This is a genomic window from Streptomyces liliifuscus (genome assembly GCF_016598615.1).
Taxonomy (GTDB): Bacteria; Actinomycetota; Actinomycetes; order Streptomycetales; family Streptomycetaceae; genus Streptomyces; species Streptomyces liliifuscus.
In genome coordinates this window covers 1,381,235-1,403,791 of record NZ_CP066831.1, presented here as the reverse complement: position 1 = coordinate 1,403,791, position 22,557 = coordinate 1,381,235, and the positions used below count along the sequence as shown (strand labels likewise).

The following is a 22,557-nucleotide window of genomic DNA, read 5'->3' as shown; positions in this document are numbered from 1 at the left end:
GCGAACGGTGACCAGCGCACGCTAGCGGCACCACCGCCCCATGAGGGGACAAACAGCCCAGCCCTCACAACCGGAACGCTCACGCGCCGGACTGGATCAGGTCGTGCCGAACTGGATCAGGGCATGCGTCCCGCTCGTGCGCCATGCCTCCTCGCCCGCGTCCAGCTCCTCCAGCGTCCGGGGCGCGAGTCCGGTCACGACGTCCGACTTGAGCGTCCGCAGTGCCGCCACCGGGCCCGGGAAGTACGCGGTGGCCTCGGCGAACGGTGTCGTGGCCGGCCAGTGGCGGTCGCCCACCAGACGGCGGTAGTTGAGATCGCCCTTCATCACGGTGAGCGTGGCGGACGCGAAGTCCTCCCGGAGGTCGGCCGGCATCCGCTCGTAGGGATGCGGCGCGCACGAGAACGGGTGGGTGCGCAGGATCAGCCGGCCGCCGGCGACGGCCTGCCGCAGCCGCTCGCCGACCTCCGCCGCGTGTCCGGACGCCCCGGTCATACGGTCGAGACAGGCCAGGGTGTCGGTGGTGGTGGCGTCGGAGACGTAGTACGGGTACGGCTTGAGGTGCAGGACGACGGTGGCCGCCCGCCGCGTGGTCAGGAGATGGTCGGCGAGGACGAGGTCGGGAAGCAGTTCGGGACCGGCGTTGTCGGCGACCAGACAGACCTTTCCGGGCTCACCGTCTTCGAGGCTCTCGAGCAGCGCGGCGGAGTCGTCCACGACCAGGCCCGTCACTCGCTCGCCCAACCCACCTGCGCCCGCGGACAGTTGGAAGCCCAGATCGGCCCGGTTGCCCCAAAGGGAGGAGAGCAGGAGCGTGCGGTCCTGTTCCTCCGCCGGGAGTTCGGGCAGGCGGTCGAGCGCGGAGAGCTCCTCGTCGACCTTGGAGCTCGTGAGTTCGGCGTTCTTGAAGGGGGCGAAGGGGTCGATGCCTTGCCACGGCCCCGGTGTGAAGTGGCCCAGGGCGGCCAGGAGTTTGCGGTAGAAGAAGCTCTCCGCCCACAGGAATGGCACATCCGGCCAGCGCTGCCCGTAGTGGGGCTCATCCAGCCACCGCTCGGCGCCGGGCTCACTGTCGTCGAGCCGCTCGATGACCCCTTTGGTGATCTCCTCCAGGAGGGCGTCCAGCGCCCGCTGCCGCTCGGGCGGATACGGAGTGGCCCGCCGCACGCGCTCGATGAGGGCCGGGTGCCGCTCGTCCAGCACACTCCGGGCGAAGGAGCCGGGGGAGCTGACGATGACGGGTGCGTGATCGGAGCTGTGGCTGCTGGGGCTGGGGCGCGTCATGCCCCCCAGTAAACCGCTCCCTCACACGGTGACGTCGGTTCCCTTCCCGGTGGGCAGCCAACGGAAGCGGTCGCGGATGTCGGCCGGAGCACCGGAAAGCTCCGCCTCTATGGCGCTTCGGCCCTCCTGGAAGTGGCCCCAGCCCTCGTAGTGCACGGGCAGGACCGTGTGCGGCCGGAGCTCGCCGCACAGAGCGACGGCCCCCGCCGCGTTCATCGAGTAGCGGACCGGACCCGTCAGCGGAAAACGGACGCTGCCCAGATGCAGCAGGGCGGTTCCCACGTCCAGACGGCGGGCCACCTCCCGTACGCCCCCGTACAGGACGGTGTCGCCGGAGATCCACAGCACGCCGTGCCGCTGGCCCTCCCAGCGGAGTGCGAAACCGATGACGTCCCCGGTGATCGGCCGGGACAGTGGTGGTCCATGGCGGGCCGGAGTCGCCGTGACGTCGATCGCCGGGCGGCCGGGCGCCTCCAGCCGCGTGCTCGTCCAGGCCGCAAGACCCCGCGCGTTGCCACCGAGCCTGCCCGCTCCGGACTGCGTGGTCAGTACGGTGCCGACGCCCGGCAGCAGGGCACGCCCCGCCGTGTCCAGGTTGTCGCCGTGGTGGTCGTGGGTGAGCAGGACGGCGTCGATCGGCGGCAGGTCCGCGACGGCGAGGGCGGGGCCCGCCAGCTTGCGGGAGGAGGTGCCCCAGCCGAACGCGTAGCGGCCGCCCGGCGGATCGAACGTCGGGTCGGTCAGCAACCGCCAGCCGTCGGCCTCGATCAGCGTGGTCGGACCCCCGATGTGCGTGACACGGACCTCGGTCATGCGGTGACCCCCTCCGACGGCATGCGGTGATCCCTTCCGATCCCGTTCCGGTCGCTACCGGTCGCTACCAGTGGCCCGGGGCGGCCTGCGCGGCCTGCGCGGTCGCCCCGGGCGCGCCGGCTGCGCTACTTGGCGTGCTCCACGGCCCAGGACAGGGCGTGGTCGGCGATCTCCTCCCAGCCGGGCGAGGCCGGCATGAGGTGCGGCTGTCCCGGATACACCTTGAGCTCGGTGACGGTCTTCGACTTGTAGTGCTTGGCGTTGGACTGCTGCACCTTCGGCGGCATCAGATGGTCCTCCTCGCCGGAGAGGAACAGCAGCGGGGCCCGGTCGTCGTTGTGGTAGTTGACCCAGATGTCCTGGTGGCCGGGCTGGAGATTGGCCAGCACGCTGTTCCACAGGATGCGGCCCGAGGCGGGGATCGCGTACCGCTCGTACAGCGCGCGGGACTCCTCCTCGGGGAACGTGTTGGTGAACGCGTAGTGCCACTGCTCGAAGGTGAGTCCGACCGCCTTGTGGTGGTTGGCCGGGTTCTTGAGTACGGGGAACGTGGACTTCACCTGGCTCGGCGGGATCACCCGTACGCCCTCGGTGGGCGCGGAGTTGATGGCGACGCCCGCCGCGCCGAAGCCGTGGTCGAGCAGGACCTGGGTGAAGGCCCCGCCGGCGGAGTGGCCGATCAGGACGGGCGGCCGGTCGAGTCCGCGGATCACGGTGGCGAGGCTCTCGACGATCCGGGGCGCGGTGATCGCCTCGATCGGCGCAGGGTCGGCGTTGAGCGCCTCGACCTCCGCCTCGAACCCGGGGTAGGCGGGCGCGATCACGCGGTAGCCCTGCTTCTCGTAGCGGTCGATCCAGTGTTCCCAGCTGCGGGGCGTGACCCAGAAGCCGTGGATCAGGACGATGGTGTCCGGCTTGCTCATGGGCTTTCCTTCCGGGAGGTCAGCGGGTTGCGTGGTGGGCGGCCAGGATCTGGCGGACGACGACGGCCGGGCGGGACATCATCACGACGTGCGAGGCCCCCTTGACCTCGACGACCCTGCTCCCGGCGCGCTGTGCCATGAAGCGCTGCACGGCGGGCGGGATGACCTTGTCGGCGGTCGGGATGACATACCAGGACGGCAGCGATCTCCAGGCCGGTACGCCGCTCTTGCCCGCCAGACCGCCGACGCTGCCCGGGCGTTGGGCGGCCGCCATCAGCCGGGTCTCGGAGCGCGGCAGATCGCCAGCGAAGACCTCACGGAACTTCGCCGGGTCGATGTAGCCGTCGAGCCCGGGATCATCGGCGGGCGCGTCGGCGGGCAGTGGGAACGGGCGGGTCACCAGGGCGCCGGGCAGCTCACTGCCGGGGAACTGCTCAGCCAGCTGCAGCGCGCTCTCGCCCTCGTCGGGGGCGAACGCGGCCACGTACACCAGCGCCTTGACGTTCGCGTGGCCGCGCCCGGCGTTGGTGACGACCTCGCCACCGTAGGAGTGGCCGACCAGGATGACCGGGCCGGGGATCGTGTCGACGATGCTGGAGACGTACGCGGAGTCCCCGGCCAGGGTGCGCAGAGGGTTCGCGGCGGCGATGACCGGGAAACCGGCGTCCTGCAGTCCGGCCATGGTCCTGTACCAGCCGGACGCGTCGGCGAACACGCCGTGGACCAGGACGACGGTCGGCCTGGCGCCGCCGGCCGCGGGTCCGGCACCGGCTGCCGACGCGGTGGGCAGCGCGCCGCCGAGGCCGAGCGCGCCGGTGCCGGCCGCGAGCATGCCGCCGAGGACGCGGCGGCGGGGGTGACGGTCGGACGTCATGTGATGAGCTCCTTCTGGGTCGGGGCATGTCGGTGGCAGGGCATGCGGACGGAGCTTCGGGCGTGCCTCAAAGTGCCCTATCGGTACGTGAGTTGCGCCGCACGGGTGCCTGCGAGGTTCCTCAGGAAGTCGTCAGGAAGCCCTCAGGAGTTGAGGAACTCCAGCAGATCGGCGTTGAGTTGTTCCTTGTGGGTGTCGGTGATGCCGTGCGGCGCGCCCGGATAGACCTTGAGCGAGGCGTTCTTGATCCGGGCCGCGGAGGCCTTGCCGCCCACTTCGAACGGCACGACCTGGTCGTCGTCGCCGTGGATGACGAGCGTGGGTACGTCGAAGGCGTCCAGGTCGGCACGGAAGTCGGTGGCGGAGAAGGCCGCGACGCACTCGTACGCGTTCCGGTGTCCGGCCTGGAGCCCCTGGCGCCAGAACGCGTCGCGGATGCCCTGGGACGGGGCGGCGCCGGGCCGGTTGCCGCCGAAGAACGGCCCGTCGGCCAGGTCGCGGTAGAGCTGCGAGCGGTCGGCGACCGAACCGGCGCGGATCGCGTCGAACACCTCGACCGGCACTCCGCCCGGGTTGTCGTCGGTCTTGAGCATGAACGGCGGTACGGCGGAGACGAGCACGAGCTGGGCGAGTCGGGCGGTGCCGTGCCGGCCGACATAACGGGCCACCTCGCCGCCGCCGGTGGAGAATCCGACGAGCGTCGCGTCCCGCAGATCGAGCGTGTCGATGAGCGTGGCCAGGTCGTCGGCGTACGTGTTCATCTCGTTGCCGAGCCAGGTCTGGCTGGAGCGGCCGTGGCCACGCCGGTCGTGCGCGATGGCGCGGAAGCCGTTCGAGGCGAGGAACAGCTGCTGCGCCTCCCAGCTGTCCGCGTTCAGGGGCCATCCGTGGCTGAGAACGACCGGGCGGCCCTGTCCCCAGTCCTTGTAGTGGATCTGTGCCCCGTCGGAGGCGGTCACGTACGGCATGGGGGGATGCTCCCGTCTGTGGGTTCGTTCCGACCTCCCGATCGTCGGGCGGGGCAGGTCGTCCCCGAATCCCGTGGAGCGCGTAGTCGTGAACCGGTTCAGAGGTCCGGGGTGCGGGCGAGTTGGCGCCGGGAGGTGACGTCGAGCTTCCGGAAGATCTTCCTGAGGTGGTAGTCGACGGTGCTCGCGCTGATGAACAACTGGGCGGCGATCTCGGCGTTGGTCGCGCCCGAGCCGGCGAGACGGGCGATCGTGAGCTCCTGCGGGGTCAGCGAGTCGGTCGTGCCGGCCGGACCGCGGTGGGGGTGCTCGCCCGTGGCGGCGAGTTCCTGGGCGGCGCGGGCGGCGTAGCCCATGGCACGCATGGTGTCGAACATCGCGACGGCCGTGCGCAGTTGCTCACGGGCGTCCTTACGACGCTTGCGGCGGCGCAGCCACTCCCCGTACAGCAGATGGGCGACGGCGAGATCGGAGCGGGCCCGCGTCCTCGACAGCAGGTCGATCGCCTCGCGGTACAGCGGCTCGGCGTCGGCGGCGGGGGCGAGCAGGGCACGCGAGCGCGCCAGCAGACCCAGGGCCCAGGGGGTGCCGGTCGCCGTAGCCCTGGACGTGAGGGTGCGCAGTGTCGCCGTGGCGAGGACGCGGTCGCCGCAGCGGATGGAGGCCTCGACCAGCCCTGGGAGCAGCCGGGAGTGGTACCCGATCAGGTCGTGCTCGATCAGCTCGTGGGTGATGGCGCGGGCCCGGGCGTAGTCACCGCTGCCGAGAGCCACGATCACCATGCCGATGCGGGCGATGGACTCGACCGCGCCGTTGCCCAGCCAGGTGCCGGCCTCCATCGATCCGCGCAGGACGGCTTCCAGGTTCTCGGACTCGGCGCGCCAGGCGACCAGTTCGGGATGCCGGTAGAGCGCCCACATGTCGTCGGTGGCCCCGATCGCCGTGCGGATCAGGGTTCCCTGGGCCTGCACGTCGTCGGCCGTCGCCAACTGGCCGAGGATGGTCTCGTGCATCACCCAGCAGTACAGGGCGTTGTCCAGTTGCAGCAGGGCGCCCGTCCTGCGGGCCACGTCCGCGGCGCGCTCCATGACCGCGCTCTGCGCCTGTTCGTCCCACAGCATCATCGAGAGCGTGACGGTGGGCAGATAGGCCCGCAGCACCGACTCGTCCGACGTCCGCGGGTCCACCAGCACCGCGTGGGCCCTGCGCATGTGGGGCACCGCGCGTTCGTAGCCGTCGGTGACCAGGACGGAGAACGCGCGCAGCACGAGGTCGACGCCGTGCGCGGGCCTGTCGCGGGGCAGCAGTTCGTCGATGGCCCGGGCGATCTCGGCCACCGTCGTGTCCCGGATGAGGTGCTCGGCTGTGATGGCACGGTCGACCGCCCTCAGCAGGGCCTCCCGGGCGAGATCCGGTGCCCCTTCGGCGAGGGCCCGCGCGGCGAGCAGACACAGCGCCGGGGCGGTGGCGAACGCACCGGCGTCACCCAGCAGGATGACCGCGTGGGCCCGGACCAGCAGAGCGCGGCCCCGGCCCACCTCGCCGAGCAGCCCGACGTCGATCGAGTCGAGCAGCGACTCCGCCTGCAGCGGTGCCCCGGCGCGGAGCGCGGCCTCGGCCGCCGCGAGCAGCCGCCCGGCACGGACGTCGCCGTCCGGGGTCAGCTCGGTGGCCCGGGTGAGGAAGGTGGCACGCGCCGCGTAGCCGCCGCGGGCGCCGGCCCGGTCCGCCGCCCGCTCCACCTCGGCGGCGACGGTCTCGTCCGGGCCGATCGCGGCCGCCGCGAGGTGCCAGGCCCGCCGGTCGGTGTCCGCCGGGCGGTCGGTGACCTCGGCCAGCGCCCGATGCGCGCGACGCCGCTCGACGCTGGTGGCGCCGGCGTACACCGCCGACCGCACCAGCGGATGCCGGAACCCGGCGGTGGCGCGCAGCACCACGAGGCCCGCCATTTCGGCCGGTCCGCAGGCGTCGGCGTCGACACCGAGGAGCCGCGCCGCGTCCGTGACGTATCCGAGGTCGCCGCCCGGTTCGGCCGACAGGAGCAGCAGCCAGTTCCGCGTGGGCTCCGGCAACTCACCGACCCGGCGCAGGTAGTGCGCCTCCAACGTGCCGCCCACCGGCAGGGGTTCGGGCAGCGCGAGAGAGCCTGAGAGCTGGTGGGCGGACAGCTCCTGCCCGAGATCGGCCAGGGCGAGGGGATTTCCGGCGGTCGCCGTCACGATCCGCGCCGCGACCCGGGCGTCGAGCTGTCCGGCCACGGCCTCCCGCAGCAGCTCCAGCGCGAACGGCTCCTCCAGGCCGGTGACTTCGGTGACGGGCAGGCCCGCGGGTATGTCGAATCCGGTCCGTGCGGCGAACAGCAGGCCGACACCCTCCGCGTGCACCCGGCGGCCCACGAAGGCGAGCACGCCCAGGGACTCCTCGTCGAGCCACTGCGCGTCGTCGACGAGAGCCAGTACCGGCCGCCGTTTCGCGGTCTCGGCGAGCAGGGTGAGCGTCGCGTGCCCCACCAGGAACCCGTCCGGGGGCGGGCCGTCGGCCAGTCCGCAGGCCACCCGCAGTGCCGTGTGCTGAGCCGCGGGGAGCACGCCGGGCTCCTTGATCCCGTCGAGCAGGGGGACGAGCAGCCGGTGCAGCGCGGCGAACGGGAAGCCGGACTCCGCCTCCACACCCACGACGCGCAGCACCCGTAGCTCGGCGGCCTCGGTCACCGCGTGCTCCAGCAGGACGGTCTTGCCGATGCCGGCGTCGCCCCGCAGTACCACCACACCGCTGAGTCCTTCGCGCAACTCCCGTACGAGTCGGTCGAGTTGGTCGCGTTCCTGGGCTCGCCCCTTGAGGGTCATGTCGAACGATTGAACCAGCGCCACGGCCACGATGGACGACAATGGGCACTATCGACTGTTTCAGTTGTGTGAACCGGCACAAATACCCGGTTCCGGCGATGACGGATCTCGGCCGGGCCGCACGGTGATCCTGTCCCTCGGCGCGGGCCGTGGGCTGCCGTCAGCCCCAGCTCTGCGAGTACTGGTTGCGGTAGCGCCTGCGTCCGCGTTCCGAGCGGATTCGGAGGGCCACCAGGGCGATCAGGCTGCCCGCGATGACGAACAGTCCGGGGCCCAGGCTCCTGAAGTCGGCGACCCGCTCCAGCGCGGAGGCCAGGCTGTCGGTCTCACCGTCGGGCACCGTGTCCACCGGTCCCGACCCGCCGGGCAGGACCGCGCCGCCGGGAGCGGTCGAGGACGTGCCGGGAGGAGCCGCCGCGCCCGCGCCGTTGTTGGCGCTGCCCGTGCTCCCGGAGGAGGGCGCCGCCTGACCCGACCCGGGTTCGGTCACCAGCTTCACACCGAGCGAGTCCAGCGCCTTGGTGACCGGCTGGAAGAACGTCGTACCGCCGCTCTGGCAGTCCCCGTTGCCGCCGGAGGTGACACCCATGGCCAGTCCGTCGGCGAACATCGGGCCGCCGCTGTCGCCCGGTTCGGCGCACACCGTGGTCTCGATGAGTCCGGTGACCGTGCCCTGCGGGTAGTTCACGGTGGCGTTCAGTCCGGTCACCTCGCCGGACTGGAGGCCGGTCGTGCTGCCGCTGCGGAACACCTTCTGTCCGACGGCGGCGTCGGCCGCTCCCACGATCCGGATGCCCTCGCCGTTGCCGACGGCCACGAGGTCGGCGCCGCTGAGATCCACACCGGGGCTGTACTGCACGAGCGAGAAGTCACCGCCGGGGAACGAGCCGGACACGGTCGCCCCGACCTGCTGGCTGCCCTGCTGGTCCGAGAACCATGTCGTGCCCACCGGACCGCAGTGCCCCGCCGTGAGAATGAAGTTGGCCTGTCCGTTGGTCACGTTGAAGCCCGCCGAACAGCGCCCGGCGCTGGCGAAGAGCGGCGAGGCACCGTTCACCCGCGGGGTGAACGTACCCTCCGTGCGCTCCATCCGTACGGACTTGCCGAGGCTCTCGGCGACCTTGGCCAGCCGGTCCCACTCGGCGGCGGAGACGGTGGTGTCGGCCCGGACCACCACCTGGTTGGAGGCGTAGTCCATCGCCCATGAGGTTCCTGCCACCTTGGGCGCGTCCTTGAGGGTGTCGGTGGCGGAGCGCAGATCCTTCATGGCGTAGCGGACGACCTTGGGGACGGCACCCGCGCCACGTACGTCGGCCGCCGCCTCCTCGTCGGTCACCGCGACGACCGGGCGCCCCTTCGCGTCGATCCAACTGCCCGCCGTACGCGAGGTGCCCAGCTCGGCGACCAGTTCCTGGCCGGTCCGGGCGGCCCGCGTCTCGGCGTTCGGCGCCTTCGGATCGTTCGGCGTCTCGCTCGCCACGGCATGCGAGACCATCAGCCCCCCGCACACCAGTCCGCCGATTGCGGCGAACCGTGCGATCCGCTGAACGTTCCGTCGTGCATGCCTCATCCACGGCTCCCGTGCGACTGTCCTGACCCAGCGTCACTGCTGTGGGCGTTCCCGTGAGCTGAACGCCCTCCTTCAGTACGTGCCTCCCCTCGGTCTGGTTCACCGGCCCGGCCGAGTGTTCGTCAGTCGGCGTGAACTCGCCTGTAACCCCGGCCGTCCCGCCGGACATAGGTAGGTGCGACGGACAGTCGGCAACACTGCGGGGGATGAAGGGAGACGGGTGTGCCGGGAGACGGAGACCCTTCCGAAGAGACGCCTTCCGAACGGACACCTACTGAAGGGACACCTTCCGAAGGGACGAACGAAGCCAGGCTCAGCGCCTTGTTCGAGGCGCACTACCGGCAGGTGCTGCGCTTCGCCGAACGGCGGGCGGGCGACGCGGAGACGGCCAAGGACATCGCCTCCGAGACCTTCGTCGTCGCCTGGCGACGCCTGGACAAGGTCCCGGACACGCCGGAGGAGTCGCTGCCCTGGCTGTACGGCGTGGCGCGAAACGTCCTGGCCAACGAGCAGCGCGGCCTCAGACGCGGGGGCAGGCTGAGCGCCCGGCTGCGGCGTACGACACCGGTGGCGCCGGCCGCGCCCGACCACGCCGAGGGAGTGGTCACCGGCCTGCATCTGCGCGAGGCCCTCGGCACGCTCTCGGAGCGCGACCGGGAGGCGCTTCAACTGGTCGGCTGGGAAGGCCTGGACACCCAGCAGGCGGCGCTCGTCGTCGGCTGCTCGGCACGGGCCTTCGCCGTACGGCTGCACCGGGCACGCCGACGGCTGGAGAGCGCGCTGGCACGTACGGAGCAGGAGGAGCCGCGGGGGCGGCTCCGTGAACTGGACGGGGAGCTGGGGGAGTTGGGTACTGGTCTGCGGCTGAAGGGGAGGCGGACATGAGGGCACGTGAGGAGACGGCTGAGACGGAGGCCCGGGTACGTCAACTGATGGGCCCCGCCGACCCGTTGGCCGACCCGTTGGCCGACCGGGTGGTGACGGGTGAGGCGGACCGGATGGTCCTGGCCCGGGTGCTCGCCACGGATCCGCGCCCGAGCAGGTGGCGCCGGGCCGACGCATACCGGCCGCGGCGCAGGCGTGGCTGGGTGGTCGCGGTCGCCACGGTTGCGGCTCTGGCGGGGGCGGGACTCGCCGCGCAGGCGTCGGGGATCATCCCGGACAACGTGATCTGGGGGCTGAACCGTGCGGGCCACGGACCTGGCGCCGAGGGTCTGGAGGCCGACATCGCCAACGCCCGAAAACTGTTCCAGGGCAAGGCACCGAACGGCGATCTGCTGGAGTACTGGCAGGCGCCCAACCCGTCCGGCGGTCAGTGCGCGTATCTGCGAGTCATCGACGCGAAGAGCGGCGGGTCCGACGGCGAGTCGAGCTGCTTCCGGGGCGGTGAGAGCTACGACCCGCCGGCGGTCTGGGCCGAGGCCAACACGACCGCCGTGGACGACTGGACCGCGCTCTACGGCAGGGTGCCCGACTCGGCGGTGAGTGTCCGGGTGACGTTCGAGGACGGCGGGGTCGTGGGACCGGTCGAGGCCGACGCGCGCCACTACTTCCTGACGTTCCTGCCCCACCACGAACGGAGCAACTGGGACTGGGCGGCCTACAAGACCGAGGCACTGGACGCGGAGGGGAAGGTAGTCGCGACCGAGCACTCGTACCGCTGACCGCTGAGGGGCGCATTTAGGGGGCGAGTCCGAGGGGGCGCATCGGAGGGGGCACATCCACGGGGGTGGTGTGCCCCCTCCGGGCGTTGTTGCCGAAACGGCAACGTCCCTCGCCCCCTCCAGGGAGCGGAGCAATGATCGGTAGCAGTACATCCCAGTCCGAGGAGGACCCATGTCGCAGGCCGCAGACCCGTTCACCCCCGCGGGCGCCCAGCATCGGCTGGTGGACGTCCCCGGTGGCCGTATCCACCTCGTGGAACAGGGCACCGGCCCCCTTGTCCTGCTGGTCCACGGCTTTCCCGAGCTCTGGTACTCGTGGCGCCACCAGCTCCCCGCACTCGCCGAGGCGGGTTACCGCGCAGTCGCCATCGACGTACGCGGCTACGGGCGCTCGTCGGTGCCCGACGCCGTCGAGGCGTACCGCATCGGCGCGCACGTCGAGGACAACGTCGCCGTCGTCCGCGCCCTCGGCGAGGAGACCGCAGTGATCGTCGGCCACGACTGGGGCTCGACCATCGCCGCCGACTCCGCGCTGCTCAGGCCCGATGTCTTCTCCGCGGTGGGACTGCTCGGAGTGCCGTACGCGCCGCGTGGTGGGATGCGCCCGTCCGACGCCTTCGCCATGATCGGCGGGGACGAGGAGTTCTACGTCCGCTACTTCCAGGAGCCCGGCCGGGCCGAGTCGGAGATCGAGCCGGACGTACGGGCGTGGCTGACGGGCTTCTACGCCACGCTGTCCGCGGACACCATGCCCGAGTCGGGCGAGGCCGGCGTCTTCTTCGTCCCGAAGGGCGGCAAGCTCTCCGACCGGTTCGTGAAGGACCGGCCGTCCTGGCTCTCGGACGACGAACTCGACTTCTGCGTGGGCGAGTTCGAGCGCACCGGATTCACCGGCGCGCTCAACCGCTACCGCAGCATGGACCAGGACTGGGAGGACCTCGCCGAGTGGGACGGCGCCCCGATCACCCAGCCGTCGCTCTTCGTGGCGGGGCGACTCGACGCCTCCATCGCCTGGTTGGCCAGTGCCATCGAGGCGTTCCCCACCACACTTCCCGGGCTGGTGTCCTCGCACCTCGTCGAGGGCTGCGGCCACTGGGTGCAGCAGGAGCGCCCCGAGGAGGTCAACCGGCTGCTGACCACCTGGCTGCGTTCCCTCAACGCGTAGCCGCGACCAGCCCCGCCTCGTACGCGATGATGACGAGCCGCACCCGGTCCCGGGCGTCCAGTTTGGCGAGCAGCCGGGTCACATACGTCTTCGCGGTGGCGACGCTGATGGACAGCCGCGCGGCGATCTCGGTGTTGGACAGCCCGTTCCCGATGAGGGTGAGCACCTCGCGCTCGCGGTCGGTGATGCCCAGAGCCGTGCGGACGGCGGGTGCGGCGGACACGGGGCGCTCCGCGAACTCCCTGATGAGACGGCGTGTCACACTCGGCGCGAGCAGCCCGTCCCCCGTGGCGACGACCCGGATCGCGTCGAGGATGTCGTCCAGGGCCATGTCCTTGACGAGGAATCCGGCCGCACCCGCGCGCAGCGCCCCGTACAGATAGTCGTCATCGTCGAAGGTCGTCAGCATGATGACCTGGGTCCCGCCGGTTCCCTCGGCGATCAGGCGGGTGGCCTCGATGCCGTCCATGCCGGGCATGCGGATGTCCATCACCACGACGTCGGGGTGCTCGGCCCCGGCCAGGGCAACCGCTTCGGCTCCGGTGCCGGCCTCGCCGACGACCTCCATGCCGGTGGCCTCGCCGATCACCATGCGCAGGGCCGCGCGGACGAGAGGCTGGTCGTCGGCCAGGACGACCCGGACCGTCATCGCACACCCGCCGGTACGGGCAGCCGCGCCGCCACCCGGAATCCGCCCTCGGGGCGCGGCGCGGCCGAGAACTCCCCGTGCAGCAGGCCGACCCGCTCGCGCATGCCGAGCAGCCCGTAGCCGGTCGCCGCGGCACGCCCGGGGCCGTTCCCGCTGTCGACGACCTCGATGGCCAGCTCCTCGTCCCGGCAGTCGACGGTCACCCGGCAGGAGCGGGCACCGGCGTGGCGTACGACATTGGTGACGGCCTCCTGCACGATCCGGTACGCGGACATGCCGATCTCCGGGGGCAGTGCCTGCCGTTCGCCCTGCCAGCGGACCTCGACGCGGACGCCCGCGGCCGTCGTCCGCTCGGCGAGGCGGTCGATGTCGGCCAGACCGGGAGCGGGGGAGGGATCGAACGGAGTCGCCTCGGGGGCCCCGCCCGGTTCGGCCCGGCGGAGCGCGCCCAGCATCCGGCGCAGGCCTGACAGCGTCTCGCGGCTCGCGTTCTCGACCTCTCCGAGGGCCTCCCTCGCCAGCTCGGGCCGGGTGTCGATGACCCGCCGCGCGGCACCGGCCTGGAGGGCGACGATGCCGATGGTGTGGGCCACCATGTCGTGCAACTCCCTTGCGATCCGCAGCCGTTCGGCGGTGACGGCCTGGGCCGCCGCCTGGGCGCGCACCTGCTCGGCGTGCACCCGGGACTGGTGCATCGAGTCGCCGATGAGCCAGGCGATGACCGACATGAGGGCCACGATCAGCTCGGTCGTGGTTCCGATGCCCCATCCGCTCAGCACCCGGACGGCCAGGAATCCCGCGAGTGTGACAAGCGCCATGGAGACGGCGACGACCCCGGTCCGGCGGGAACGGGCCGCCGCGACGAAGTACAGCGTGAGATCGACCGCCAGGAACTGCAGCGGGGGTATCGCGTCCACGCTCAGCGCGCTCGTCCCGCCGATCGAACCGGCGAGCATCAGCGTCAGGGCCCACAGCGGCCGACGGCGCAGCAGGGCACCGCCGCCCAGCGTCAGGGCGGTGCCGAGCGCCAGGAGTGCCCAGCCCTCCCACTTGGTGCCACTGATGAGAACGGTGCGATAGGCGTCCGCCTCCTCCTGGCCGGGCAACCGGAAACGCATGAGCAGGGTGAGCGCCAGACCCGCGCACCAGATCACCGCCGTCCAGACGCCCGGCGGGATGCGCTTGAGCAGCGGAAGACGCGGTGTGGCGGGCATACGCCGATCGTAACGACGCGATCCGCGCAGGGCATCGGACCGTGGGTGTACACCTGTGGTCGACACCCGCTCCACGCGATTGTCGGCGCCGGTCCGATGCCGAACCGCCGTGCTCCCGGGGACCGTTGGACCCGTGATCGAAGTCAACGAACTGACGAAGCGATACGGCGGCACCACCGCCGTCGACCATCTGAGTTTCACGGTGCGGCCCGGACATGTCACCGGGTTCCTCGGCCCGAACGGCGCCGGGAAGAGCACCACCCTGCGACTCGTCCTCGGCCTGAACGATCCCACCGGCGGATCCGTCACCGTCGACGGACGCCGCTTCCGGGACCGCCCGCGCGGCCTGCGCCATGTCGGCGCGCTGCTCGACGCCCACGAGGTGCACGGCGGCCGCAGCGCCCTGGCGCATCTGACCGTGCTGGCCCGCTCCAACCGCATCCCGCGCCGCCGGGTGGACGCGGTGCTGGAGGAGGTCGGTCTCGCGGGCGCGCGGCGGCGCCGGATCGGCGGTTTCTCGCTCGGGATGAAACAGCGGCTCGGCATCGCGGCCGCGCTGCTCGGTGACCCACCCGTGCTGCTGTTCGACGAGCCCCTCAACGGGCTGGACCCGGAGGGGGTGAAGTGGCTCCGCGGCCTGTTCCACCGGCTGGCCGCCGAGGGCCGGACCGTGCTGGTCTCCAGCCATCTGATGTCCGAGATGGAGAACACCGCCGACCGACTCGTCGTCATCGGCCGCGGCGCGCTCATCGCCGCCGAGAGCCTCACGGAGTTCGCGGCCCGCGGCACCCGCCCGACCGTGACCGTGCGGACGCCGGACACCGCGGCGCTGACGGCGCTGCTCACCGGGGCGGGAGCGGAAGTGCGCCGGGACGCCGACACACTGACGGTGACCGGCCTGGACGCGGACCGGATCGGTGAAATCGCACTCCGGCACCGGGTGCTGCTGCGCGAACTCACCACCAGGACCGCCTCTTTGGAGGAGGCATTCATGGAACTGACCGCCGACAGCGTCGAATACCTCGCGGGAGAAGCCCGATGACCACCATCGACAAGGCCACGGTCACGGCCACGCTCGCTCCTGCTCGGGTCACCGAACCCCGCGCCCGGTTCCGTGACCTCGTCGCCGCCGAGTGGATCAAGCTGTGGTCGCTGCGCTCCAACACCTGGGCGTTCGTGATCGGCGCCCTGGCGGTCATCGGGTTCAACGTGGGGGCCGCCTGGGACACGTACCGCTACTGGACGGCGCGGGACGCGGGTTCCCGGGCCGACTTCGTCCGGGACGGGATCCCGCTGTCGATCGCCTTCACCGCCAACGCCGCCATGATCCTCATGCTCGCCCTCAGCGCCATCGGCGCCACGGCGATCGTGGGGGAGTACAGGACCGGGATGATCCGCACGACATTCACGGTCGTCCCGGCCCGGCGTTCGGTGATGGCGGCGAAGGTGTGTGTGATCACGGCCGTCACGACCGTGTTCGGCGCGGTCGTCGCGGCGGCCTCGTTCGGACTGACCCAGGCCGTCCTGTCCGGCCGGCACATCGGAGTCCCGATCGACCACCCCGGCGCGCTGCGCGTCGTCGTGGCGTCCGCGCTCCTGGCGCCGGTGTCCGCGCTCCTCGGTCTGGCCCTCGGCACCCTCATCAGGCACAGCGCGGCCACCATGACCGCCAACGTGGTGATCCTCCTGGTGCTGCCCCTGGTCTTCAGCGCCGACCGCCACTGGGCGGCCGTCGCCGACCACGCCCTGCCGACCGGCGCGTGGATCCGCCTGGCCGACGTCGACCAGCAGGGGGTCGCGTACCCCTGGACGCTCACCGGCGCCTGGACCGTCTACGCGGTCTGGGCCCTGGTCGCCGCCGCTGTCGCGGTGACCTCGGTGCAGCGCCGCGACCAATGACCGTCAGGACACGCGGATCACCACATGTGCGCCGTCCTTATGTACGTGCCTCGTGCAGGGCGGTGCGAGCGAGGCCGACGAAGGTCACGACCGACTCCCAGAACGGGCGGTAGCAGTCGTCGAACCGCTGTCCCGCCCCCTCCTCGCCCTCGATCATCGCGCGGAGCGCCCGCCAGTTGTCGCCGGTCGCGAGGCGGAGCCGGTCCGCGGCCGCGGCGGCCTCCGCCGACCCTTCCAGGTCCACCACCCAGACCCGCTGACGCAGCACGGCGTACTCGCCCTGAAGCCGTATCCGCAGATCCCTGAGGGCGGCGAGCCGCTCGACCGGGTCCTGGATCCGATCGGCGTCGGTGACCTTCCAGTAGAGGTCTCCCATGCGCTGGGCCTGCTCGATGACGTCCACGTACGCCGATCGCCGGGTCGCCCGGAGCCGGTCCGCCTGTACGGTCGCGGCGGCGGCGTCCGCCTGGATGCGGGCGGCCCGGTAGGTGCCGCGGCTGGTCACCCAGCTCGCGAGCACGGCGGTCCCGGCCGTCAGCGCGGCCACCCACAGTGTGCTGTCCCCCATGTCGAAGAGATCCTCAACCCTCAGGCGAGCCGGGCGAGTTCGTCGTCCGACAGGCTGATCGCGCCCGCGGCCACGTTCTCCACGAGGTGGTCCGGATCGCCGGTACCGGGGATGGCCAGGACGTGCGGGCCCCGGTGCAGTGTCCAGGCCAGCCGGATCTGCGCGGGGCTCGCGCCGTGGGCGCGGGCGATGTCGAGGACCTCGGCTTCGTGGGTGCCGTCGGCGCCCTTTCTGCCGCCCTCGCCGGCTATCGCGAAGAACGGCACGAAGGCGATGCCCTGTTCACCGCAGATCCGCAGGACGTCGTCGCCCAGCTCGGTACGGGTGTCGAGGGCGTACCGGTTCTGGACGCAGACCACCGGGGCGATGGTCTGTGCCTCGGCGAGCTGCTCCGCGTCGACGTCGGACACACCGAGATGGCGGACGAGCCCGGCCTCGCGCAGGGCGGCCAGCGCGCCGAAGTGCTCGGCGATCGAATGGCGGCCGTGCGTCCGGAGGTTGACCACGTCGAGGTGGTCGCGGCCGAGCTGGCGCAGGTTCTCCTCCACCTGGCCGCGCAGCTGCTCGGGCCTGGCCCAGGGCAGCCACTCGCCGGACGGATCGCGCCCCGGCCCGACCTTGGTGACGATGACCAGGTCGTCCGGATACGGGGCCAGCGCCGAGTTGACCAGCTCGTTGGCCGAGCGCAGGGACGAGAAGTAGAAGGCGGCCGTGTCGATGTGGTTGACGCCCAGTTCCACCGCGCGCCGGAGCACACCGAGCGACCGGTCGCGGTCGCTCGGCGTGCCCTGGTGGAAGGCGCCGCTCCCGGTCAGCCGCATGGTCCCGAATCCCAGCCGGTTGACCGTGAGGTCGCCGAGCCGCCATGTGCCGGCTGCCGCCGCGTTGATCGTCTCCGAGGTCATCTTCGGAGTCTTGCACGGAGGTTCGGACGATGGGGGTGGACGGTGAAAAGCGATCTTCACGGGCTCCACGGGCATGGATCGCGGGTGTGGACCGTCGGTATGGGTCTCCGGCGTGGCTCGCCGGCGTGGAGCCCGTCACCTAGGCGGGGCGCTCCGGCTCGCGCGTCCCCGTCAGATGCGCGAAGACGACGACATTGCTCCGGTAGCCGGTCCTTCGGTCGTACGCCCCGCCGCAGGTGATCAGTCGCAGCTCGGGACGCTTTCTGGCGCCGTACACCTCCTGGCTGGGGAACTGCTCCTTGTCGTACGTGCGGACGGCGTCCACCGTGTAGACGGCGGTGCGGCCGTCGGCGCGCCGGGCCTCGACGAGCCGGCCGGGCGTCAGTCCGCTCAGGCCGACGAAGACGGCGGGCCCGGTGGCGGTGTCGAGGTGGCCGACCACCACGGCGGTGCCCGCCTCTCCGGGCGAGGGGCCGCCCTCGTACCAGCCGACCAGTTCGGGTCTGTCCACCGGTGGAGTGGTGAGCTGCCGCTTCCGGTCCAGGCGCAGCCCGACGACCGGGGCCTCCAGACCGAGATACGGGATCCTCAGGACCGTCGCCCTGGACCGCGGGAGCGGCCGGGGCGCCGGGCCGGGGCGGCGGACGGGAGGCGGCACACGGACATGGCCGCGCCGGGGCTCGGGTGTCGCGGCGGCGGAGGGACCCGGGGCGGAGCGACCGGGAGCGGGGGAACCCGGGGACGCCTTGGCATCCCCGGGAGCCCGGGCGGGCGCGGCGGCCGATTCCGGAGGCCGACCGTCGTCCTCGGCCCACCAGACGCAGCCCATCACCAGCGAGAACGCCAGCACGGCCGTCCTCGTCAGCCGGTAGGCGCGCGTCCGGTACCAGGGACTGGGCGCGCGCCTACGCGGCGCCATCGGGCCGGCGGCGCAGCATCCGGAAGTAGACGAAGCCCGACACCCCGACCAGACCCAGCGCCGCCGCGGCGCCGACCGCCGACACGCTCGGTGGTTCGGCGAGACCGCCGCCGCCCGCGGGTACGCCCCCGTTGGGGCCGCCGGGTGCCGCGCCCTCGGGCCCGCCTGCGGGCGGGGTCTTGCAGTCGACCTTGAACACCTTGTGCTTGCCCGCGCCCTTGCCGTCCACGATCTGCCAGGTGAGCTTGTACTGGCCGTCGGGCAGGGCCAGCAGGCCGGTCGTCCGGCCGGTGCCGGTGGGCAGCGCGAGGGTGCCGGTGAGGGTGGCGCTTCCCCGCTTCGCCGGCTGGGGCTCGATGATCCAGGTGACGCCCTGCCCCCGGTCGAAGTTGAAGGCGGCGAGGTAGAACTGGCAGACCTTCGGGTTGTTGCGCTGGTCGGCGTCGGGCGTCGTGGCCGCGTGGATCTTGACGTCGCCGTTGTCGCCCGGGGCGGCGAAGGCGGCCGGAGCCCCCGCCCCGAGGAGGGCGGTTCCGGCGAGGGCGAGCGCCGTGAGAGCGGCGGCTCCCGTACGGGCGGTGGGGTTGGAGAGGGTGACGCGCGCCGTGCGGGCGGTGGGGGCGCAGGCGGTGCGGGGGAGCGGCGAGGCGGACATGCGAGATCCTCCGAGCGGGGTGATTGTCGTACAAATCGGCTCTTTGTCTGACTCCCTTTCACATTCCGCGTCCGAAAGCCCGGAGCATCGCTGACGAGTCGTCAGGGATCGCTCGTCCGGCCCAGGATTTCACTGGTCCAGAATCCCGCCGGAGCCCAGGTTCCCGCCGGGCCGGGCTCCCGCCGGGACCGCCCGCCGCCTACACTCGCCGCGTGGACAACGAAGCGCTGGAGCGGCTCGGTGCCGGCAAATACCTGCTGGTCACGAGCTATCGGAAGAACGGCACGCCGGTCGCGACCCCGGTGTGGGTGGTCCGTGACGGCGACACGCTCGGAGTCTGGACCGTCGCGGACTCGTGGAAGGTGAAGCGGATCCGCAACCGCGCCGACGTCCTGGTCGGCCCCTGCGACGTCCGCGGCAACCCGACCGGCGAGCAACTCCCCGCCACCGCCGAGATCTGCGACGCGGACGTCACCGCGCACTATCGCGGTCTCCTCGCCCGCAAATACGGCATCTCCGGCCGCCTCGGCCTGCTCGGCAGCCGACTGCGCCGGGGGAAGAACGGGACGATCGGGATCCGGGTGTCACTGGTGCCGTAGCCAGACGTAGTCGACGGGCTGTACGGCGTTCCAGGCCTCGGCCAGTTCCGGGCCGACGGGGACGAAGCCGGCTCCCCGGTAGCAGCGCAGAGCCCGGTCGTTGTCCGGGTGCACCCGCATGAACACGTCCGAGTGCCCGGAACCGCGGGCCTCGCCGAGCAGACCCCGGACCAGTACGCGCCCGAGGCCACGACCGCGGGACTCGGGCGCCACGATGATCCGCGCCAGCTCCACCTCGTCCTCCTGGGCGTCGACCCACAACTCCCCGTACGCGACAGGCCGTTCGTCCTCGACGAGCAGATGAGCCGCCACATCCGTGTCCCGCTGCCACGCCGCGACGGTCTCTCCGGCCACGGGGAACTCCCGCCGCCCGCACCACATCGCGACCTCCGTGGCGGAGACCGGCCAGTTCGCCACGGTCGTCGCGTGCGCGGTGCTGAAGGAAAGCAGATCCATGATGTGACTCCGTTCGTCCGGCTCCGCGGCCCTTGACCGGGCCGAGGGGATGCCTAGAGTGACCGGTGGTTGAACGGCAAACCGCTTTCGCGATGCCGGTGACACGCCGGCCACGCCCGTCGCGGCCGGCGTCCCATTTCATTGTGTGAGGAGTGTTCGCACACGTGTCGAGCCAGGAGAACCCCTTGGACCTGACGGCGATCGAGACCGAGAGGGCACGGATCCGGGATGCCTACCTGGCCCAGGACCGGCGGCCCAGTTCGGCCCGGGGTGTGCACCATGTCGCGCTGCTCTCCGGCGACGTCGAGAGGACGGTGCGTTTCTACCAGGAACTCCTGGAGTTCCCGCTCACGGAGATGTTCGAGAACCGCGACTACAAGGGCTCGACCCACTTCTTCTTCGACATCGGTCACGGCAACCTGCTCGCCTTCTTCGACTTCCCCGGCCTCGACCTCGGACCGTACGCGGAAGTCCTGGGCGGCCTCCACCACCTGGCCATCTCCGTCGAACCGGCGGCCTGGACCCGTCTGCGCGACCGGCTCGACGCGGCCGGGGTGGACTACCAGGAGGAGAGCGGCACCTCGGTCTACTTCCGTGACCCCGACGGAACCCGCGTCGAACTGATCGCGGATCCGCTGGGCGAGATGTACGGGACGAGCGTGCGGTGAGTCGCGGGGGACGGTTCGCGGTGCCGCGTCGGCGGCCTACTGCAGGCCTACCGCACTGTCGGTGACGGCGTCGGTGTCGGTGTCGGGGAGGTGCCGTCGGCCGGCGGAGTGAGAGCGACGACCGGTGCTCCGGGCTGGGGTGCGGGCGGCGTGACATCGCCGGCGGGCAGCTTCGGAGGGGTCGTCTCCTGGAAGAGGACCGAGTCGAAGTCGACCAGCCCGGTCTTCTCCAGGACGGATATGTGGTCCAGGACGGTGTCGTTGGCCTGGTCGGCCAGCTCACGGACCAGGCTGTTCTCGGTGGTGGCACGGATCTTCGCGACGGTCGGGAAGATCTGACCGTGGGTCACGCGCAGGATGTTGGCGAGGTCCGTGTCGAACTGCTTGCCGTGGTCCGCGGTCAGGGTCGCAACGAAACCCTGCTGCTGTGGGGACGCCTGGTTGGGCAGCGTGATCCCCAGCCGGGGAGCGATCAGCCGGCACTCGGCGTCGAGCGCGGCGTGGCCCGAGATCAGGTGCTCGCCCGCCGTTCTGACGGGCTGGGTCGTGCCCTTCGTCAGGGCCAGCTCTCCGGAGGGGAACTCCCACAGCCCGGCGGCGCGCACCTTGACGACGAAGTCGCGGTCCGCCTCCGTGAGCGGGCCGGTCGGGGTGCGGGCGATGATGCGCGACGGGGAACTCGACACGTTCTGCACTCCGAGCATCGCGGGGTACGCGAGCGCGGCGAGGGTCAACGTCAGACTGCCGACGACGAAGACCGTTCCCGCCGCGTTCCGGGACATACGCATGGTTCCTCCTGGCCCAGGACATCCGTCCCCGGGGTGGAGGCCCCGGGAACGCTGTTTCGCCCCGCGGTGAGCGGTGCGGATGCCGGGGAGTACGGCTGCGCCGGTTCAGGAGATCCTTTGGTCCGGGCAAAGACTGAGCCATGGAGGGCGGCCCCCGGAGCGGCCGGACCCTTGCGGCCAGCGGCCAGCGGCCAGCGGCCAGCGGACTTCGGACGGGCGGATGCCCAGCTGGCGGACTACGGTTTGCGGACTACGGCTTGCGGCCGACGCCGCCGAGGGCGATCACCTCGGACGGGATCGCGGCGGCGCCCGGGTCGGGCCGCCACTCCGCGAGCGGGACCACACCGGGCTCCAGCAGCTCCAAACCCTCGAAGAAACCGGCCAGTTGTTCCGGGCTGCGGAGGAAGTACGGGGCGGCGCCGCTCTCGTTGTAGCGCCGGGTGGCCTCGGCGTTGGCCTTGTGGGTGTCCACGCTGTCGTTGAACGCCAGGAAACTGCCGGACGGCAGGGCCTCCATCAGCCTGGTCACGATGGCCCGCGCCTCGTCGTAGTCGGCGATGTGCCCGCTGACCTGCATCAGGGTGAGCGCCACCGGCCGGGTCAGGTCCAGCGTCGTGGCCGCCTGCCGCAGGATGGCGTCGGGATCGTGCAGATCCGCGTCGATGTAGTCGGTCACCCCCTGCGGGGTGCTGGTCAGCAGCGCCCGGGCATGGGCCAGCACCAGCGGGTCGTTGTCGACGTAGACGATGCGTGCCTCGGGGACCACGCGCTGGGCTATCTGATGCGTGTTGTCCACGGTGGGCAGTCCGGTGCCGATGTCCAGGAACTGCCTGACACCCGCTTCGCCCGCCAGATGACGCACGGCCCGGCCGAGGAAGGCCCGGGAACCCCGGGCGAGTTCCTCGATGCCCGGGAAGAACTCACGGAACGCGTTGCCCACCTGATGGTCGACGGGGTAGTTGTCCTTCCCGCCCAGCCAGTAGTTCCAGATCCGGGCCGAATGCGGTACCGATGTGTCGATCTTCGACCACGGGCCCGCGGGTGCGGACGAATCGTGAGTCACTGAATAGCCTCCTCAGCACGCGCCGTCGCAAGTCTCACCACACAACGTAGAGCCGCGCTCCCGGCTG

At 71.6% G+C, this 22,557-nt stretch carries 23 protein-coding genes; 7 read left to right on the top strand and 16 right to left on the bottom strand.

Annotated features, from left to right (window positions below; all coding sequences use genetic code 11):
- Positions 1–96: 96 nt before the first annotated feature.
- From JEQ17_RS06115 to JEQ17_RS06085, 7 genes are all read right to left on the bottom strand, one after another.
- Complete coding sequence (locus JEQ17_RS06115; protein ID WP_200394247.1) at positions 97–1,284, bottom strand: damage-control phosphatase ARMT1 family protein; 1,188 nt, start codon at positions 1,282–1,284, stop codon at positions 97–99.
- 21 nt (positions 1,285–1,305) lie between these two features.
- The gene (locus JEQ17_RS06110; protein ID WP_200394246.1) at positions 1,306–2,097 is read right to left on the bottom strand and encodes an MBL fold metallo-hydrolase; all 792 of its coding nucleotides are present in this window, start codon (positions 2,095–2,097) and stop codon (positions 1,306–1,308) included.
- A 125-nt stretch (positions 2,098–2,222) separates the two neighbouring features.
- On the bottom strand, positions 2,223–3,020 hold the full coding sequence (locus JEQ17_RS06105) for an alpha/beta hydrolase (RefSeq protein ID WP_200394245.1): 798 nt from the start codon (positions 3,018–3,020) through the stop codon (positions 2,223–2,225).
- A gap of 19 nt (positions 3,021–3,039) precedes the next feature.
- On the bottom strand, positions 3,040–3,894 hold the full coding sequence (locus JEQ17_RS06100; RefSeq protein ID WP_200394244.1) for an alpha/beta fold hydrolase: 855 nt from the start codon (positions 3,892–3,894) through the stop codon (positions 3,040–3,042).
- 143 nt (positions 3,895–4,037) lie between these two features.
- Entirely contained in the window at positions 4,038–4,862 is an 825-nt protein-coding gene (locus tag JEQ17_RS06095; protein WP_200394243.1) for an alpha/beta fold hydrolase, read from the bottom strand.
- A 98-nt stretch (positions 4,863–4,960) separates the two neighbouring features.
- The gene (locus tag JEQ17_RS06090) at positions 4,961–7,732 is read right to left on the bottom strand and encodes a helix-turn-helix transcriptional regulator (protein ID WP_234048100.1); all 2,772 of its coding nucleotides are present in this window, start codon (positions 7,730–7,732) and stop codon (positions 4,961–4,963) included.
- Between the two features lie 136 nt (positions 7,733–7,868).
- Positions 7,869–9,278 carry a S1 family peptidase gene (locus tag JEQ17_RS06085; protein WP_200394242.1) on the bottom strand — a complete coding sequence of 470 codons (1,410 nt, stop codon included), beginning with the start codon at positions 9,276–9,278 and terminating at the stop codon, positions 7,869–7,871.
- A 321-nt stretch (positions 9,279–9,599) separates the two neighbouring features.
- Between JEQ17_RS06085 and JEQ17_RS06080 the strand changes: the two genes are divergently transcribed.
- The 3 genes from JEQ17_RS06080 to JEQ17_RS06070 all read left to right on the top strand — a co-directional run bounded on the left by JEQ17_RS06080 (position 9,600) and on the right by JEQ17_RS06070 (position 12,107).
- Positions 9,600–10,163: an RNA polymerase sigma factor gene (locus JEQ17_RS06080; protein WP_200394241.1), complete on the top strand. Its 564-nt coding sequence runs from the start codon at positions 9,600–9,602 to the stop codon at positions 10,161–10,163.
- On the top strand, positions 10,160–10,942 hold the full coding sequence (locus JEQ17_RS06075; RefSeq protein WP_200394240.1) for a hypothetical protein: 783 nt from the start codon (positions 10,160–10,162) through the stop codon (positions 10,940–10,942). The genes JEQ17_RS06080 and JEQ17_RS06075 overlap by 4 nt, the downstream gene beginning before the upstream one ends.
- 172 nt (positions 10,943–11,114) lie before the next feature.
- Positions 11,115–12,107, top strand: coding sequence for an alpha/beta fold hydrolase (locus tag JEQ17_RS06070; RefSeq protein WP_200394239.1), 993 nt, complete (start codon positions 11,115–11,117; stop codon positions 12,105–12,107).
- On the opposite strand, the gene JEQ17_RS06065 is transcribed toward JEQ17_RS06070, so the two are convergent.
- Together JEQ17_RS06065 and JEQ17_RS06060 are read right to left on the bottom strand one after the other, a co-directional pair.
- Positions 12,097–12,756 carry a response regulator gene (locus tag JEQ17_RS06065; RefSeq protein ID WP_200394238.1) on the bottom strand — a complete coding sequence of 220 codons (660 nt, stop codon included), beginning with the start codon at positions 12,754–12,756 and terminating at the stop codon, positions 12,097–12,099. The genes JEQ17_RS06070 and JEQ17_RS06065 overlap by 11 nt on opposite strands.
- Positions 12,753–13,970, bottom strand: coding sequence for a sensor histidine kinase (locus tag JEQ17_RS06060; RefSeq protein WP_200394237.1), 1,218 nt, complete (start codon positions 13,968–13,970; stop codon positions 12,753–12,755). The genes JEQ17_RS06065 and JEQ17_RS06060 overlap by 4 nt, the downstream gene beginning before the upstream one ends.
- A 133-nt stretch (positions 13,971–14,103) precedes the next feature.
- Between JEQ17_RS06060 and JEQ17_RS06055 the strand changes: the two genes are divergently transcribed.
- The gene (locus JEQ17_RS06055) at positions 14,104–15,012 is read left to right on the top strand and encodes an ATP-binding cassette domain-containing protein (RefSeq protein WP_200394236.1); all 909 of its coding nucleotides are present in this window, start codon (positions 14,104–14,106) and stop codon (positions 15,010–15,012) included.
- Positions 15,009–15,869, top strand: coding sequence for an ABC transporter permease (locus JEQ17_RS06050; RefSeq protein WP_200394235.1), 861 nt, complete (start codon positions 15,009–15,011; stop codon positions 15,867–15,869). Before JEQ17_RS06055 ends, JEQ17_RS06050 begins: the two co-directional genes overlap by 4 nt.
- Before the next feature lie 37 nt (positions 15,870–15,906).
- Here JEQ17_RS06050 and JEQ17_RS06045 read toward each other — a convergent pair whose 3' ends face one another.
- The 4 genes from JEQ17_RS06045 to JEQ17_RS06030 all read right to left on the bottom strand — a co-directional run bounded on the left by JEQ17_RS06045 (position 15,907) and on the right by JEQ17_RS06030 (position 18,916).
- On the bottom strand, positions 15,907–16,437 hold the full coding sequence (locus JEQ17_RS06045) for a hypothetical protein (RefSeq protein WP_200394234.1): 531 nt from the start codon (positions 16,435–16,437) through the stop codon (positions 15,907–15,909).
- 20 nt (positions 16,438–16,457) lie between these two features.
- Positions 16,458–17,342: an oxidoreductase gene (locus JEQ17_RS06040; protein ID WP_200394233.1), complete on the bottom strand. Its 885-nt coding sequence runs from the start codon at positions 17,340–17,342 to the stop codon at positions 16,458–16,460.
- A 139-nt stretch (positions 17,343–17,481) separates the two neighbouring features.
- Entirely contained in the window at positions 17,482–18,261 is a 780-nt protein-coding gene (locus tag JEQ17_RS06035; protein ID WP_200394232.1) for a class F sortase, read from the bottom strand.
- Entirely contained in the window at positions 18,248–18,916 is a 669-nt protein-coding gene (locus JEQ17_RS06030) for a hypothetical protein (protein ID WP_200394231.1), read from the bottom strand. Before JEQ17_RS06030 ends, JEQ17_RS06035 begins: the two co-directional genes overlap by 14 nt.
- A gap of 212 nt (positions 18,917–19,128) precedes the next feature.
- Here JEQ17_RS06030 and JEQ17_RS06025 point away from each other — a divergent pair, with 212 nt between their 5' ends.
- Positions 19,129–19,515: a PPOX class F420-dependent oxidoreductase gene (locus JEQ17_RS06025; protein ID WP_200394230.1), complete on the top strand. Its 387-nt coding sequence runs from the start codon at positions 19,129–19,131 to the stop codon at positions 19,513–19,515.
- On the opposite strand, the gene JEQ17_RS06020 is transcribed toward JEQ17_RS06025, so the two are convergent.
- Entirely contained in the window at positions 19,501–19,971 is a 471-nt protein-coding gene (locus JEQ17_RS06020; protein WP_200394229.1) for a GNAT family N-acetyltransferase, read from the bottom strand. The two genes, JEQ17_RS06025 and JEQ17_RS06020, sit on opposite strands and share 15 nt — an antisense overlap.
- A 164-nt stretch (positions 19,972–20,135) precedes the next feature.
- Between JEQ17_RS06020 and JEQ17_RS06015 the strand changes: the two genes are divergently transcribed.
- A complete protein-coding gene (locus JEQ17_RS06015) occupies positions 20,136–20,639 on the top strand; it encodes a VOC family protein (RefSeq protein ID WP_234048099.1) in 504 nt (167 codons plus the stop codon).
- A 47-nt stretch (positions 20,640–20,686) separates the two neighbouring features.
- Here JEQ17_RS06015 and JEQ17_RS06010 read toward each other — a convergent pair whose 3' ends face one another.
- Both JEQ17_RS06010 and JEQ17_RS06005 read right to left on the bottom strand, forming a co-directional pair.
- On the bottom strand, positions 20,687–21,427 hold the full coding sequence (locus JEQ17_RS06010) for a DUF4142 domain-containing protein (protein ID WP_200394228.1): 741 nt from the start codon (positions 21,425–21,427) through the stop codon (positions 20,687–20,689).
- A gap of 250 nt (positions 21,428–21,677) precedes the next feature.
- Positions 21,678–22,490 carry an SAM-dependent methyltransferase gene (locus JEQ17_RS06005; RefSeq protein WP_200394227.1) on the bottom strand — a complete coding sequence of 271 codons (813 nt, stop codon included), beginning with the start codon at positions 22,488–22,490 and terminating at the stop codon, positions 21,678–21,680.
- Positions 22,491–22,557 lie beyond the last annotated feature (67 nt).

Excerpts from the sequence above, each read along its gene's own strand:
- JEQ17_RS06115 (WP_200394247.1), bottom strand. The coding sequence starts at position 1,284 with ATGACGCGCCCCAGCCCCAGCAGCCACAGCTCCGATCACGCACCCGTC.
- JEQ17_RS06110 (WP_200394246.1), bottom strand. The coding sequence starts at position 2,097 with ATGACCGAGGTCCGTGTCACGCACATCGGGGGTCCGACCACGCTGATC.
- JEQ17_RS06105 (WP_200394245.1), bottom strand. The coding sequence starts at position 3,020 with ATGAGCAAGCCGGACACCATCGTCCTGATCCACGGCTTCTGGGTCACG.
- JEQ17_RS06100 (WP_200394244.1), bottom strand. The coding sequence starts at position 3,894 with ATGACGTCCGACCGTCACCCCCGCCGCCGCGTCCTCGGCGGCATGCTC.
- JEQ17_RS06095 (WP_200394243.1), bottom strand. The coding sequence starts at position 4,862 with ATGCCGTACGTGACCGCCTCCGACGGGGCACAGATCCACTACAAGGAC.
- JEQ17_RS06085 (WP_200394242.1), bottom strand. The coding sequence starts at position 9,278 with ATGAGGCATGCACGACGGAACGTTCAGCGGATCGCACGGTTCGCCGCA.
- JEQ17_RS06075 (WP_200394240.1), top strand. The coding sequence starts at position 10,160 with ATGAGGGCACGTGAGGAGACGGCTGAGACGGAGGCCCGGGTACGTCAA.
- JEQ17_RS06070 (WP_200394239.1), top strand. The coding sequence starts at position 11,115 with ATGTCGCAGGCCGCAGACCCGTTCACCCCCGCGGGCGCCCAGCATCGG.
- JEQ17_RS06065 (WP_200394238.1), bottom strand. The coding sequence starts at position 12,756 with ATGACGGTCCGGGTCGTCCTGGCCGACGACCAGCCTCTCGTCCGCGCG.
- JEQ17_RS06060 (WP_200394237.1), bottom strand. The coding sequence starts at position 13,970 with ATGCCCGCCACACCGCGTCTTCCGCTGCTCAAGCGCATCCCGCCGGGC.
- JEQ17_RS06050 (WP_200394235.1), top strand. The coding sequence starts at position 15,009 with ATGACCACCATCGACAAGGCCACGGTCACGGCCACGCTCGCTCCTGCT.
- JEQ17_RS06045 (WP_200394234.1), bottom strand. The coding sequence starts at position 16,437 with ATGGGGGACAGCACACTGTGGGTGGCCGCGCTGACGGCCGGGACCGCC.
- JEQ17_RS06040 (WP_200394233.1), bottom strand. The coding sequence starts at position 17,342 with ATGACCTCGGAGACGATCAACGCGGCGGCAGCCGGCACATGGCGGCTC.
- JEQ17_RS06035 (WP_200394232.1), bottom strand. The coding sequence starts at position 18,261 with ATGGCGCCGCGTAGGCGCGCGCCCAGTCCCTGGTACCGGACGCGCGCC.
- JEQ17_RS06030 (WP_200394231.1), bottom strand. The coding sequence starts at position 18,916 with ATGTCCGCCTCGCCGCTCCCCCGCACCGCCTGCGCCCCCACCGCCCGC.
- JEQ17_RS06020 (WP_200394229.1), bottom strand. The coding sequence starts at position 19,971 with ATGGATCTGCTTTCCTTCAGCACCGCGCACGCGACGACCGTGGCGAAC.
- JEQ17_RS06010 (WP_200394228.1), bottom strand. The coding sequence starts at position 21,427 with ATGCGTATGTCCCGGAACGCGGCGGGAACGGTCTTCGTCGTCGGCAGT.